The organism is Solibacillus sp. FSL W8-0474, assembly GCF_038004065.1.
Classification (GTDB): domain Bacteria; phylum Bacillota; class Bacilli; order Bacillales_A; family Planococcaceae; genus Solibacillus; species Solibacillus faecavium.
Window position 1 is genome coordinate 184,920 of the sequence record NZ_JBBOQJ010000001.1, and the last position, 15,011, is coordinate 199,930.

General features: G+C 35.8%; 12 protein-coding genes and 1 riboswitch. Of the genes, 9 read left to right on the forward strand and 3 right to left on the reverse strand.

Translation table 11 applies throughout. The features are described 5' to 3' along the window. Positions 1–2,442: 2,442 nt before the first annotated feature. The 8 genes from NYE67_RS00900 (at position 2,443) to NYE67_RS00935 (ending at position 10,822) form a co-directional block, all read left to right on the forward strand. Positions 2,443–3,738 carry a trypsin-like peptidase domain-containing protein gene (locus NYE67_RS00900; RefSeq protein WP_340726669.1) on the forward strand — a complete coding sequence of 432 codons (1,296 nt, stop codon included), beginning with the start codon at positions 2,443–2,445 and terminating at the stop codon, positions 3,736–3,738. Between the two features lie 435 nt (positions 3,739–4,173). Next, entirely contained in the window at positions 4,174–4,560 is a 387-nt protein-coding gene (locus NYE67_RS00905; RefSeq protein ID WP_191701634.1) for a hypothetical protein, read from the forward strand. A gap of 60 nt (positions 4,561–4,620) precedes the next feature. Beyond that, positions 4,621–4,920, forward strand: a complete 300-nt coding sequence (locus NYE67_RS00910) for a hypothetical protein (RefSeq protein ID WP_191701633.1) — start codon at positions 4,621–4,623, stop codon at positions 4,918–4,920. 27 nt (positions 4,921–4,947) lie between these two features. Then, complete coding sequence (locus tag NYE67_RS00915) at positions 4,948–5,337, forward strand: MerR family transcriptional regulator (protein ID WP_340728889.1); 390 nt, start codon at positions 4,948–4,950, stop codon at positions 5,335–5,337. 577 nt (positions 5,338–5,914) lie between these two features. Further along, the gene (locus NYE67_RS00920) at positions 5,915–7,033 is read left to right on the forward strand and encodes a DUF418 domain-containing protein (protein WP_191701631.1); all 1,119 of its coding nucleotides are present in this window, start codon (positions 5,915–5,917) and stop codon (positions 7,031–7,033) included. A 192-nt stretch (positions 7,034–7,225) separates the two neighbouring features. Beyond that, entirely contained in the window at positions 7,226–8,146 is a 921-nt protein-coding gene (locus tag NYE67_RS00925; RefSeq protein WP_191701630.1) for a sensor histidine kinase, read from the forward strand. After that, positions 8,143–8,748: a response regulator transcription factor gene (locus NYE67_RS00930; RefSeq protein ID WP_191701629.1), complete on the forward strand. Its 606-nt coding sequence runs from the start codon at positions 8,143–8,145 to the stop codon at positions 8,746–8,748. Before NYE67_RS00925 ends, NYE67_RS00930 begins: the two co-directional genes overlap by 4 nt. A 457-nt stretch (positions 8,749–9,205) precedes the next feature. Then, on the forward strand, positions 9,206–10,822 hold the full coding sequence (locus tag NYE67_RS00935; RefSeq protein WP_340728890.1) for a histidine kinase N-terminal 7TM domain-containing diguanylate cyclase: 1,617 nt from the start codon (positions 9,206–9,208) through the stop codon (positions 10,820–10,822). Positions 10,823–11,129: 307 nt separating this feature from the next. Here NYE67_RS00935 and NYE67_RS00940 read toward each other — a convergent pair whose 3' ends face one another. After that, positions 11,130–11,594 (reverse strand): hypothetical protein, encoded by a 465-nt coding sequence (locus tag NYE67_RS00940; RefSeq protein ID WP_340728891.1) that lies wholly within the window; start codon positions 11,592–11,594, stop codon positions 11,130–11,132. A gap of 389 nt (positions 11,595–11,983) precedes the next feature. Between NYE67_RS00940 and NYE67_RS00945 the strand changes: the two genes are divergently transcribed. Then, positions 11,984–12,520: a GNAT family N-acetyltransferase gene (locus NYE67_RS00945; RefSeq protein WP_340726674.1), complete on the forward strand. Its 537-nt coding sequence runs from the start codon at positions 11,984–11,986 to the stop codon at positions 12,518–12,520. A gap of 420 nt (positions 12,521–12,940) precedes the next feature. Here NYE67_RS00945 and NYE67_RS00950 read toward each other — a convergent pair whose 3' ends face one another. Together NYE67_RS00950 and NYE67_RS00955 are read right to left on the reverse strand one after the other, a co-directional pair. Then, a complete protein-coding gene (locus tag NYE67_RS00950) occupies positions 12,941–13,495 on the reverse strand; it encodes a GNAT family N-acetyltransferase (protein WP_340726675.1) in 555 nt (184 codons plus the stop codon). Between the two features lie 145 nt (positions 13,496–13,640). Next, positions 13,641–14,837: an MFS transporter gene (locus tag NYE67_RS00955; protein ID WP_340728892.1), complete on the reverse strand. Its 1,197-nt coding sequence runs from the start codon at positions 14,835–14,837 to the stop codon at positions 13,641–13,643. 62 nt (positions 14,838–14,899) lie between these two features. Beyond that, positions 14,900–14,999, reverse strand: a riboswitch (purine riboswitch). Between the last annotated feature and the right edge of the window lie 12 nt (positions 15,000–15,011).

The following is a 15,011-nucleotide window of genomic DNA, read 5'->3' on the forward strand; positions in this document are numbered from 1 at the left end:
AGATGTGGTTATTACCGAAACAAAATACGGTGCAACCCCAGCCATTGGCGACATTAAGCCAAATACAGAGTATGAAATTTATGCTATCATGGTGGATAAATCCGGAAATAAAATGCGCAACCCTGCTCCGAAAATTACATTGAAGACGGAAGCGCCTGATACGACATATCCGTATGTACTGGATCCGCCAGAGCTACAATTGGCGGATAAGGAAAAAGGCTATTTCTACATTAACGTAAGTGAAGAACTGGACAAGGCAACTGCTGAAAATCCGGATAATTATTTACTATCCGGTACAGGGATTGTGAATATATCTGGTCATAAGGAAATGAAGCCAGTCGAGGTACAATATTCGAATAAGCGAATTCGTTTAACGATTCCTTCAGTAAGCTCTTTAGTTAACGGGGATACGATTGTTGCGACAATATTAAAAGGTGTCAAAGACTTAGCGGAAAACGAATTTGAAAACAAAGACGTTATTCCTGTAGGGATGTCACCGCGTAACTATGCACATTACAATCACTCGGATGCACTGCTGCCAAAAATTGATATTAAAAATGTTGTAACCGGTACATCTCAATATGAAATTGAAGTAAATACAAATAAAGCGGGTACGTACTACTACATGATTTTACCATCAGATTATGATCAAATAATTGCGGACCGCGGTATTACAAGCCGTCATTTCGTTGATGAATTTTCTACGGATCCGAATGTAGTGAAAGGGAAATTCCAAACGACTACACCAGCGGGTACAACAGATGATTATATTGCGGATGGGCAAAATCCGGCTCAACTGGGTGCTTTTAAATTTAATGTAACAAAGCCAACACCACCAAAGTTGAATCCATTTAAAAATTATAAGATTTTTATGGTGCTAAAAGATCGTTCGGGTCAACTTTCGAAAATTGAAAGCAGACCATTGATCAGCGATTCAAAACCACCGCTTGTTTCCGGATTTGAAGTAGAAAAGGTGGAAGGCAGCGATACAAGAATTCGCGTATCGGCTAATGTTGATGAAAAGGCAAACTTCTTTGCATTACCTGTCCGCAAATACATTAGAAAGCCGGATGGATCCTATGAATTAAACCGTGACTACTTTGATGCTTCCGGTAAATTAAAAGATTTGGCAACGGTACTGAATACGACACCAAATGCACCTGATTTGTTTGATACATTCAAAAGTTTGGGAGCAAGGGATATTGGTCAATCGACTGGTCAAGGATCTTTTAGCTTTACACCAAACAACCTGAATTTAACAGCACATGAGGCGTACGGAATTTATGTAGGTGCGGTTGACTCGATTGGAAACTTTACGGTTTTACAGCGCAGCTCCGAAGCCAGTCTAGAAGCAGACGAGCCAAAAGGTGCACCAATGCAGGAAACGTTTTATACGGATGGGATTAGTCCATTTATAATGTCTAGTAAGGACAATCCATATGCTTCTATAACTACTGAAGCCATAATTTATCGAACACCAGATGCTAAATTTGAAATTACTTTTAATGAAGCTATTTTACGTCAGGATGAAACGAATTTAACAAATTATAATAAGTCGCAAATTAAAATTGCCAATTCATTAAATCTCTCTTCCATACTGAAAATTACAAACTCAGCTGGGGAAGATATAACGGGGGAATTTGCATTTGATGGCTATACGTTAGGTGCTAAAACTACCGATGAATCTAAATTGGTAATTAAACCTAATAACCCAAGCGATGCTGATAAATCAATTACAGTAACTCTAAGAGATAATTTAACGAATGCGTATGATTATAAAGGTAACCGTACATTCGATATTTCTAAACTTGGTAAATATATTTACCCTTCAAATAAAATAAATATTATGTCTAACGCTCTGTTAGGAACGAGAATGGCGGACCCTAACAACTCGAAAGAAATTATTATTACACCACAATTAAGTGCTTCAGATGTTAAAGAGGTATTCTATGTTGTTGTAAATGATGGCGTAACATATGCTCCAACAGAAACAGATATCTTAAATGTTGTGAGATACGGCCGACAGCCTTCAGCAGTCACAATTAATCTATATGGCAAAATAATGATTGGTAGCCCAGCCGACACAAGTAAGCAAATTACTTTAGTTGCTAATGGAGCATCCAATGTTTTCCGTAAAGGTCAAAAAGTATATATGATTACGTTGGATAGATACGGCAACCTTAACTGGGTTATGAATGAAAATATACGAACTCAAAATTACAGTACAGTAGTTGATACGCATTAGTTATATGCATTGAAATCATGTAATTTACGAAAACCTCAAGCTAATCCCACAATGCAATTGCAGAGTGGGATTAGTTTTTTTTAGTGTAAATTACTTTTTAATAAATTTTAATAAAGTTCAATCATTTCGTTATGGATTAATTACAATTTTTGTATTATTCTAGGAGTATAGGTGTTTATAACTAAGGGGGATATTAGGTGAAATGTAATAAATGCGGCTTTCAAAATGAACCGCAAGCAAACTTCTGCTCTTCTTGTGGGAAGCAATTTAACCAAGCAAAGACCCCGACATGGATTTATGCTTTATTAGTAGTGCTGATTATTGCTACTGGTGGAGTAGGTTATGGTGTATGGGAAGTGTATCAAAGAATCTCACAACCGGATTCGAAAAATATTACGGCAGAAGCTACTTCAGATGACGCCTCTATTGAACAAGTTGTAAAAGATATAACAAATAGCATCGATGAAAAACCAGTTGACCGCGTAACACTTATTAGAGATGTACAGCAAAAAGTATTTACGGTGATTACCGATTATGGGCGGGGGTCCGGCTTCCTTTATGCAAAGGGAGGTTATGTCGTTACAAACGCACATGTTGTGGATGGGGAAGTTGATGTATTGGTACGGAATTTCAATGGTCAAGAATTTGAAGCGAAAGTTATTGGTATTTCAGAAAGCTTTGATATTGCATTACTTCATGTACCGGATTATCAAAATGAATCTCCATTACCAATCGAGTCCAAAAAATCACCAACTGGTCTTGAAGTTATTGCTTTTGGTAGCCCACAAGGGTTTGATAATACCGCATCGCCCGGCTTTATTACAGGACATGACCGGGATATGGAAGTGGGTCGCTTTATTTATAAAGAAATTTACCAGGTTGATGCACAAATCGATAAAGGGAGTAGTGGGGGAGCGTTAGTAGATGCCACAACTGGTAAGGTAATTGGCATTAATTCTTTACTTTATACCTCTGAAACTAGTACAAATTTTGGGTTTTCAATTCCGCTCTATAGCATGACTAAGTATTTTGATGAATGGATTCAAGCACCTATGTCCCGTGATAGAGTACTGGCAGTTGCAGGTATTTATGAGTCTTATGATCTGTACGAGGAAAATTACGATGAGCCTTCTGAGAACGAAATTGATTCCGTTTTAGCAGGTCAATTTGTCCAATCATTCCGAATGTATTATGAACAAGCGCTTAACGAGAGCAATTTTTCCTGGATTGCGGATATGATTATTGATAGTGCCTATATAGAACTGGAAGAATATATTGCCGACATTTCATATGAGGGACATACTTTTGATTTTTTAACAAATGATATTTTGGATGTTATATATGAAAATGGTGAATATGCCGTCAATATGAATGAGACATTTGATTTTTATAGTGCATCGGGAGACTACGAACATTTCGATCGTTACAAAACGTATACAGTTGTGATCGATCAAAACGGTGCATTTAAAATTTCACAAATTAAAATTCATTAAAGTATTTAAACTGGAATCCTATTCTCTAAATAAAGAAACAAAGAAGCCCTTTACTTGTATTTGAAGTGAAGGGCAATTTTGTTGTACTGGATCCTATTTACGCGCATTAATCTAATTTTGTTAATAGTTCTATGTTCTTTATAAAAATAAAAAAGCTATTAATATTCTAATATATTTTTCTAGGGGATTAAATTGAGCCTTCCATTTTTCAAAATCATCCCTTGTTGATCGTATCAAATTTGATTTGTCAGACCGTCACAACTCGTCCGATCAAAAAGATTTAATAAATTTTAAGTAAATTAAAATATATATTGTCGTGTTAAAACACGACGGTATGTATTTTTTTATTTTAAGAAAATTTTAAAATATGTCCCTTTTTTTATTTAAATCTGACATATATAGAGCAACAGATTATAGCAGAGGGAGGTTTGAAAAATGAGCTTATTATTAGAGCATCAATATTTCTTTGTATCCAAAAAATTAGGGACCGTGATTGGGGCTGATCAAGCATTACTGTTGCAGCAACTCCATTATCGTTTGGAAAACCAAGGTGTAATGAAAGAGGGGCAGAAATGGTATCGCCAAACTTATAAAAATTGGTCAAAGCAACTCGGCATGTGGAGTGCTCCAAAAGTGAAAAGCTTGTTAATCAAATTGGAAAAAAATAAAATCGTTATCTCGACCGACAAGTTTAACCGTTTTTATGTCGATCGCTCGAAATGGTACCGGATTGATTATGAAAGAGTAAATCAGATGCTTCATACGCAGTTTCCCGAAAAAAATGAGTATGTACGTATAAATAAAGATACTGCTTTTAATTGATTGACATGGAGCTAACTCCATCTTTTAAAGTGAACGTATGAAAAGAATGGAGTGATATAAATGGCAGTTGTGACAATGTTGATTGGGTTATATGCATTTTTAACGGGTATTGCAGGGATTAAACAATGCAGGACAGAAGGATTTCAAGTTAGAAGCTTCATGTTTGTCCTTGTATCAATAGGTATCATTGTAAGTCTATTCATCCCAAATAAAGAGTGGCAGTTTTTATTGCTTCTTGTTGCCTTTATCTTGTTGCATCTATTGGCGATTGCCCAGGGGATCGCAACAAATGGCCGTATTAATTATAGACATCATATCATTCGATTCATTTTCCATTGTATAATTATTCTAATGGTTTAAAAATTTATAAAATAGTGGGTGATATTGATGAAAATAGGCGAATTCGCAGAGTGTACTGGCATAAGTAAAGATACGATTCGATACTATGAAAAAATAGGTTTATTACAGCCAGAAGTAAAAAACAAACATCGTGAGTATCAAAATCATGACATCATTTTAGTTGAAACCATTATTAAACTTAAACAAACCGGATTTTCATTACAGGAAATTAAAATGCTTATTGAATGGTCGAACAATACAGATCAAAACAAAGAATTAACACAAGAGGAAGTTCAAAATGTTCTCCAAATAAAAGAACTATTTCAAAACAAATACGAACAGAAGGTACGAAGGGAAAATAACATTAAACAAATAAAGCAGGTATTACGAAAGGTAGATTATAAAATTGAACAACTACTAGAAAGAAATGAAGGTTAGAGATATTGAACTTTTTATTTTTACAATAAATAAATGAATAAAAAACTCAACAACAAAACAACATGTACACCCCCTCTAATCTAAGTAGCTATATGCTAATTTTTCTCTTTAATAAATTTAAGTTCAATAACAATTTGCTGAACGATGAACCCGATTATGAAAATAAATGTCCAATCGGGATGTACATTAATTCTTTTTTCGTATGACGAATTGACGAAAATATTAATAAGAACAAGAAACATCATTATAAGAAAAAGTATTCTTATATAATTTTGGGTGAACTTTATTGATAGCGGAATTAATGAGCAATGGCACGTAGTTTATTTTAAAAATTTTGCTAGTAAAAATAGCTACCAATCTATCAATCACCAATAAAGTAATCAGGAAAATATAAATACTCAAATCTTACCCCCTTTAAAATTTCTTAACATTATTATACAATATATTCCAATTCCGAAAAGCAGAGTTAGCTAAATTAATAAATGACACGTGTCATCTGGATTTATTGACGCCTGTCGATATTTTCGTAAGTATCCTCCAATGTACGATAAAGGTAAGGAATTGGAGGGGGATTAAGATGAAACGTATCGCTTTAATCGATATTTTAAGAGGAATCGCTATTTTAGGGACACTTGGAACGAATATTTGGATTTTTGCTCATTTAGGGGATCTCAAGTATATAACGACGACGGATTTTAGCAGTTGGTCGAATATGAATGATATTTTACGCATGCTTGTACTGTTTGTATTTAACGGTAAGCTGCTCGGCATGTTAACGATTATGTTCGGAGTAGGAATGGCGATAAAATACGAGCAGTCCATCCGACGTAATAAGCCGTGGATTGGGGTGTATAAGTGGGTCATCGTATTTTTAATGGTGGAAGGCCTTCTGCACTATGTATTTGTAATGGAGTATGATGTGCTCATGAGCTATGCCGTCACTGCAGCAATTATCGCTGTCATTCTAAAGCGCGGAGAACGGGCGATGACACGGGCGTTATGGGTTGCTGGAGCAATACATTTAGGGATGATTGCGCTCATTTTCACTTCCATGTTGCTAGGGCCAGCGTTTTCTATGGCAAGCTCTCCGGAACTGATTGCGATTTATGCAGAAGGAACATGGCTGGAGCAGGTACAGAATCGTCTGGCGAATTTTATGTTCTTTAGAACAGAGGCAATTTTTATTATCCCTTTAAATATCTGTTTATTTATTATCGGTATAAAGCTTATGCGAAGCGGTGCTTTCTCCTTTACAGAGCGCGGCATTGCTATTCAGCGGAAATTGCTCACTTGGGGTCTAGGTCTTGGTTTGCCTTTGAATGTATTGACGTTTGTACCAGGCGGTCTCTTTGATTTTCCTGTCCGATATATATTTGCTCCTGTGCTAGCATTAGGTTATATAGGACTGATTGCCTTTATTGTTCGGAAGTGCAGTACCTGGGGGATGTGGAAGTGGCTTGAGAAAACGGGGCGTATGTCTTTAAGCTGTTACATTTTGCAAAACCTTACTGCCACAGCTATTTTCTATGGCTGGGGTTTAGGTCTTGGTGGTAATGTAAATAGCGTGGAAATTATAGGTATTTTTTGTATGATAGTAATAGGACAAATTATATTGGCAAATATTTGGTTAGCTAAATTTCCGTATGGACCAATCGAATGGCTAAGGAAAGGAATGCTGCAGAGGCTGGAAAGATAGGGGGGCGACATACTGGAATGGTATCCTAAAAGTCAGGCAAGATATTATTTAATCATTGATGTACTGACGGTACTGCTGTTCAGTTATGCTGTTGCCGTCTCGGAGCAGATACCGTCACTTGTTTTTAAGATTTTATTTATAGCCTTTTATTTAGGTGCCTATTATATAGCACTGTGGCATCAGGATGGTCTATTGCTTCCTGCTACAGTGCTTGGTTTTGTCATTACGGCATATTTAGCTTATATAAGTGGACCTCAGTGGATCTTCTTTCAGTTTGCCTTTGCAGACTTTGTTGGGCGAGCTGTCAATCGGGGTATTTTATGGATTGCAACGTGTATAAATTTTCTCCTACTTGCTAGTCTTGTATGGCGCTATCAGGATGTGCTGTTTTCAAACGCACAGTCCATTGTACTGGCAGCTATGGTTTGTATTTTGCTGTTGCCGTGGTTACGGTACTATATTGAGAAATCCAAGTTGCTTCAACGTGAGGTTGATGAAGCAGCAGTACATATTGCAATGCAGCAGGAACGTCAGCGAATCGCCCGTGATCTGCATGACACTTTAGGACATACGTTAACGATCATAAAGGTGAAAACAGAGCTCGTTTCCAGGCTAGTACCACATGATGATCAACGGAGCCATAAAGAGCTCGATGATATTATACTGACAGTCCGCACAGCCCATAAGCAAGTGCGTGAAATTATATCGGAAATGAACTTTTTATCGTTGGATATTGAGCTGAAACATTGTGAGGAGTTGCTTAAGAATGCTGAGATCCGTGCACAGATTGAGCATCAGCTTAAAAACACTCTGCTATCCAGTGTGCAGGAAACGATGCTTGCCTATAGTATTCGGGAGGCGGTAACAAATGTTGTGAAGCACAGTCACGCATCTATGTGTAAAATACACCTTTATCAAACAGAGGACCGAGTGGAAGTAGCTATTGTTGATAACGGAGTAGGTTTATCCGATAAGCGGCATGGCAATGGACTATTTACAATGAAGGAACGGATGAGGTCATTAAAGGGAAATGCAGAAGTGACGTATGACACGGAGGGGACGAAGGTGTTTCTGACAATTCCACTGTACTCAATACAGGAGGGGGAAAAATGATTAGAATTTGCATCGCCGAGGATCAGCAACTGCTAAGGGGAGCTTTAATATCGATTATGGAGCTTGAGGAGGATTTACAAATTGTAGGTGAGGCAGCAGATGGCAAAGAAGCATGGGCTTTAATAGAAAAGGAAATGCCGGATGTATGCATTTTGGATATTGAAATGCCGCATTTATCCGGATTGGAGGTAGCTGCGAACATTCGCCGTCATAATTATCCTTGCAAAATTATGATTATGACAACTTTTGCAAGGTCCGGTTATTTGCAGGAGGCAATGGATCTTCATATAGATGCATATGTCCTGAAAGATGAGCCGATCCAATATGTAATGGGTGCTGTACGTAAAATAATGCAAGGTGAGAGGGTAATCAGTCAGGATCTTGCTGCTGCTTTATTTATGAATGAAAAAAATCCTCTAAACGAACGGGAAATTAATGTGCTAAAGCTCGTGAAGGATGGTTATACGACGAATGAAATTAGTAAGCAGTTATTCCTGACTAAAGGCACAATCCGCAACTACCTATCTTTATCCATTCAGAAGCTCGAAGTTGAAACAAGGCAGCAGGCTGTACAAAAAGCGGTGGAAAAGGGCTGGATTTAGTCGGAGATGAGAACGTAAGCGACTTTCCCCAAAAAGACAGTTCAGTTAGAGAGCTACATCATTAAAAGAAATTCGCATGTGGTATGGTGAATTTTATAATAAATAGAGACAGATTTACATATATTTTTCTAAAGTAATGACTTTAAAAGAATATTTTATGCCAAAACTAAGTAAAGTCATTAAATGGCTTTACTTTTTTTAGTGATTGTAATTGGAAAATTACTCATTATTTATATAATGAATTGTAAAAATAATAAAGTTATTGAATAATATTAATATGATTGTACTCTAAGCTGCGCATAGACAAGAGTTGGAGAAATTTGTGAAGTCAAACATATTCGTATAAGAAAATAAAAGTGTGAATAAGAAACCTCATAATGATATTACTAAAATTTTCATAATCACATATTTAGATAATCAAGTAATTACAAAATGATTATAAGGAGGAAATCACATTATGAGCTATAACTTTGTACTTTCAGCAATTCTAGTTCTTTTCAGCTTTTGTTTCATAGTGTTGCTCTACTATTCTTGGCAAAATAGAGACACCCCAATTTCGATTAGTTATGGCTTAGGTGTGTTAGCCGCTTCTTTTTATACATTTGGATATGCTTTTCAACTCGTAAGTACGACAGTGGAACAAATGCTTTTTTGGATACATGTTCAGTATATAGGTATTCCTTTTGGGCCGTTTATTTGGATAATTATGATATTACAGTTCACAGGTAATCAGAGGATTTTAACAAAGAGGAACATTGCTTTATTATCAATTGGTCCACTTTCCACATTAGTTACCCACTTTACAAATGAGGGGCATCAATTATTTTATAGAAGCATGACTTTAGATTATTCCCAAGGGTTCCCACTTATCTTTTTGGATAGAGGTCCGCTTTTTTACTTACATATTGGTTACGCTTATAGTTACTATTTAATTGGTCTATGTCTATTAGTCCATATGTTCCTTAAGTCAAATAAGGAGAGGAAAAAACAGGTCGCGCTAATGATGATTGGTTCTTCATTTGTATTTGGTTTTCCATTCATTCATTCAATAGGTGTAATAAAAATACCAATCGATATATCTCCTTTTGGACTTGTTTTTTCGGCTGTATTTTATTTATGGGGAATATACCAATTTAATATGCTTAAATTATCTCCTTTAGCGATGAAAAAAGTTTTTGAATCTATAAATGATGCTGTAATTATTTTCGATATAGATAATACTTTAAAAAGCTATAATAAATCCTCCAATATATTGTTTGAACAGTTACCCGATAAAAAGTTAATTGGTAGCTTTGCATCACAAGTTCTATCTCATTTCCCGCCTCTATTGACATTTATTGAACAAAGCCCGGAAATAGACAAACTAACAACCCAATCAATGCAATTAGGAGAAAAATTTTATAATGTTCATTTTTCTTATATCAATGGAAGTAATAATAAACCAGTGGGCAAAATGCTAATATTACATGATATTACAGAATCGATAAAGTACGAAGAAAGTTTACTTCAGCAATCCAAACAATTTGAATATTTAGCTCATCACGACGTACTAACAGGTATATATAATCGTACTTATTTCGAGGAAGAAGTAAAACGAAAATTGGCGCAGTCCGGAAAAAAAGACGGCGCATTAATGATATGTGATTTAAACTTTTTTAAAGAAATCAATGATAAATATGGTCATCTAACAGGAGATAATGTGTTGATTTTTACGGCGAACTGCTGGCATGAGAATTTACCAAAGCCACATATACTAGCACGTTTAGGTGGCGATGAATTTGTCATGTTTTTTGAACAAATCGGGTCGAAGGATAAGTTTTTAAAGCAAATAGAAAAGGCCCGTGATGTATTCCGAGTTAATCTGTATAAGCAGGACAACATCGAAATCGAAGTTGTACCAAGTATTGGCATTGCTTTTGTTGAAGAAGAGGGTACTAATTATGAGCATCTCTATCATACTTGCGATGTGCGTATGTATGAGGATAAAAGATATATAAAAGAACAGACTCAATCGTACAATAAATTCGGCCCTGTTCAATCGATTGCCTACGAAGAAAGTTCCAATAGTGAATAATAAAAATTGAAATTATATTATATAGCTAGAAAAAATAGGCCGCGTTTCTTTAAAAGGAAACGGCCTATTTTATTTAGTTATGCTTCAAGTTTTAATACTATTTTCGTGAAATCTTTAAAATCGTCAATGAAACATAGTACCTTTTGAAAAAGATCCAAATAAAATAATGAAATCCGATTTATACGTAGCTTAATTGTTTCAACCAATTGTTGCTGTATTTTTTGGCGGAAAAACCTCACTTATACTTATTACGGAGAACCGTATTATAAGTGAGTGCGTTTTAATTATTGATGGAAGCTAGTAGCCTTCACTCAAAAGTTCTACCATCATGTATAAACTCATAAAACTGTAAAAATTCATTTTCTGACACTTGGCGACCTAATGTCGTTTTTGTTACGAATGCTTGCTCCTCAACAATAAGAGATCTATCCTCATAAAATGTGAAATTAATGGCAAAAGTAGTTTCGTTATTGTAAAAGCGAACTTTTAGTATCTCATCGTCACGAAAAACGGACTCATTAAATTCGATATCTTGTCCTCGTGTGACGTTAATCTTTGCTAATTGTTTATAAATCTCATTCAGTTGTCCTCTATCGGATGTCCTGTACATACTATCCTGTTGATAGTCCATAACGACCAGCTCCGTCATTTCACTAAGCTCCAGAAAAGAATTTTTTAAATCTCGAGCTAATGGTTTTGGCCCTTGCGTCAAGTAAAAACTGATTGCGATGATAATCAGTAAAACTAAAATACCCCATTTTCTTTTTTTCATTTTCTTTATTCCTTACTTTAATATTTTTCCTGCCAACAATGAGGCAAGCGTTTCTTTTAACTCTCGTACTATAAGTGTATTGTATAATTGGTAATATAATTTTAACAGATAAAAGAATTTATGTAATATTTATCAATATATATTTAAAGGAAATGATAAAAAAGGGCAAAAAAACGCTTCAAGCATTTCCAGCTTGAAGCTATGTTTATTTATATAATTAATTTACGCACAATTCCCATTATTTATTGGGAGCGAAGTAATAATGAAAGAGCACAAATAATTCTTAACGTTAAGATGAACAGAAGGAAAAATGAAGCAGTGCACTGTTAAATTTACGAGTATGAGTTAATGTTCAATAGATTTAAGTCATATAAATTAGGAGGTTTTTAATGGTATCTATACGCCGTATTGATCAAAAAAATTACCCAACGGGAAAACAAGTATCTTATCATTATACATCTGAAAAGTATTATAAAGTTCAAACGGATGCTAACTCTATGGGATGGAACTTTTCTCTGACGGAAGAAGTATTTGAAATTCCATTTGAAAAAAATCTTGAAGAGGAGATTTTTGATTCACATAAAGAAGGTTCAGAGGTTTATGTATCAGAGCATAATGGTGAAGAAACGGGAATTATAGTAATCCAGCACATGGAGTGGAATAATACATTATTAATTCATGACTTATATATTGATAACCGGTTTAAAAGAAAAGGTATAGGCAGTGCCTTAGTAGCCATTGCCCAAAAACGTGCTCGTGAAATGGGTGTCAGAATGATTGTGTTAGAAACACAAACTTCTAATTATCCAGCCATTCAGTTTTATTTGAAGGAAGGTTTTCAAATGATTGGATTAAATTTAAATTCCTATTCAAATGAGGATGTTAAAAATAACGAAGTGCGTCTTGAAATGGGCTATATTATATAAGCGCCAAGAGAAAGTGCACAATGCAATGCTTGAAATTATGCAGAAATTTACTTGATATAGAAGGGAAATAAGTTGTTCGAAGTGAAGGTGGCGACTCCCAGGGGACAAGCAAAATTTATTTTGCGACGAGTAACCGCAGGAGCAATTATTTATGTGACGAGTAACCGCAGGAGCACGTGGGAGAGACGTAAGGAACAAAAGCTAAAAACGCCACGTCCTATGGCAACGCTTTTGTGACCAACATCCTGTTGGCCTCGTGCCCCCAGGAAAGCGTCCGCCGTAACGGAGAACAACGGCTACGAAGTATACACAATAATAAAGCCGTTCAAATTTACTAATCGTAAAATTTGAACGGTGTTTGATTTTGAAGCGGGTTTTGTCCCAGCCCCATATATTTTTATCGGTGGTGTTTCTACTTCATTAAGCCTGTTGATATTCCTCTTTTAATATAGAATAATACACACTGTCCACTAGTGTTCCGCGGATCATATGATTTTTTCTCATTGTACCTTCATGGGCCATACCTAAACGACTCATCAATTTTGAAGATGCTGCATTTCTAGTATCGGATTCCGAAAATACCCGTTCTAAGCCTAGCGTATTGAAAGCTAAATTAAGTATTAAGTTTCCGGCTTCATTCATATAGCCTTTTCCCCAGAAGTTTCTGTTCATTGTAAAGCCGAGTTCACCACTTTTGTTCCATTCGTGCACGCGGAACTCGATTGCCCCGATCATTTTATTGCTTTCCTTTAACACGAGTGCATACTTGCCAAGAGGTTCTTTCAAAAAATAATTTTCGATCATTTTCTTCGTTTGAGTCAGCTCTTTATGGGGTTCGAATAGGAATTTAACTGTTTCCTCATCCGCCATATATTCATACATATCTTCGGCATCCTCAAGAGAAATCGGACGTAAAAAGAGACGTTCGCTTTCCAATTCGCTGTGTTCTTCTAGTAAGTGATTAATATTTTTCATAGTGTTTTCTCCAATTATTATGTCTTTAATTCGAGAGTGTTTTAGGCTTACTTATCATAACATAATATACATTTATTAACTATATGTTCTCTGACCAAATAAAAATAGCATCATTCGATTATAATCCGAATGATGCTATTTAAAATTAGATATTTGTTTGTTCAACGTTCGAAGCCGTCGTTTTATATTCTCTTCTTACATTCGTCTTTCTTGTTAAAGAGAAGACTGCACATGCTAGGGCTATAAGAACAAGGGCACCACCATACCAGGCAGCATGAGAGATCGTACTTGTTTGATTTAAAACAATTCCCCCAAATCCTGAACCCATTGAAATACCGATTTGTAATGCTGAATTGTTAAAGCTTTGCTGAATATCCGAAGTAGCTGGATCTGTTTGAATCAGGTAGCTTTGCTGAGGTGGAGATAGACTCCAACTTAATGCACCCCAAATCATCATGACCGGTATAAATACAATAAGTGAAAAGGTCGTGAATGGTAGCAAGAACAGCACGACAGCAAACGAAATGATGACAATAATAATACTTTTAGGAGCACCAATCTTATCTGAAAGTGCGCCTCCAAATGCGCCACCACTCACTGCGGCAATCCCGAATAATAGATAACAAAGACTGATCCAGCTTGAATTCAGGTTAAGCTCCGTTTCCAGAAATGGAGTGAAATATGCATATATTGTATAATGTCCTGCCAGCATAAACATCGTGGCAAGATGGGCTGTACCAATTTTTGAACTGGCAACGGCCTTTAATTGTTGTGAAAGTGGAACGGCCATTTCACCAGGAATGCGCTCTAAATAAATAGAAATCAGGATAAAAGAGCCTACCGATAATATGGCAATCCCTAGGAAAATAACACGCCAACCGAAATAATCGGAAATTAAAATTCCAAGTGGTACACCTAATACAAGCGAAGAACTAATACCCATATAAATAAGACCTAGCGCCTTTGCTCGATGTGTCGGAGCTACAACTTTTGCAGCGATTATTAAAGAGAGCACAGTAATCAGTGATGTACTCATGGCACTTAAAACACGGGCAATCATCATAAAGGTATAATCCGTACTGAAATAAGTCATGATATTACTGATGAAAAATATAAACAACGAAATAAGGTATAACTTTTTCCGTTCGACCTTACTCGTTAAAACTAATAGCACTGGACCGGCAATCGCATAAATAAGAGCGAATACCGTAATTAGCTGCCCGGCACTGCTTATTGAAATATTCAAATCCGTTGCAATAATTGGAAGAATACCGCCAACGATTAATTCAACCAAACCTACAGCAACAGTTGATAATGCGAGTATAATAACTTTGAAATTCATAATCTGCTATACATCCTTTCTGATGAAAAATTTAGAAAATAAAAAAATCCTGATTACAAAAAATGAGATTAATCATTTTCTGTAATCAGGATTTTAAGGTTCCTGGTAGAGACCCTCAAGCCGTATCCTTGAGGTTATACAGTACTATATTACTATATTGTTGTGTAATAAAAC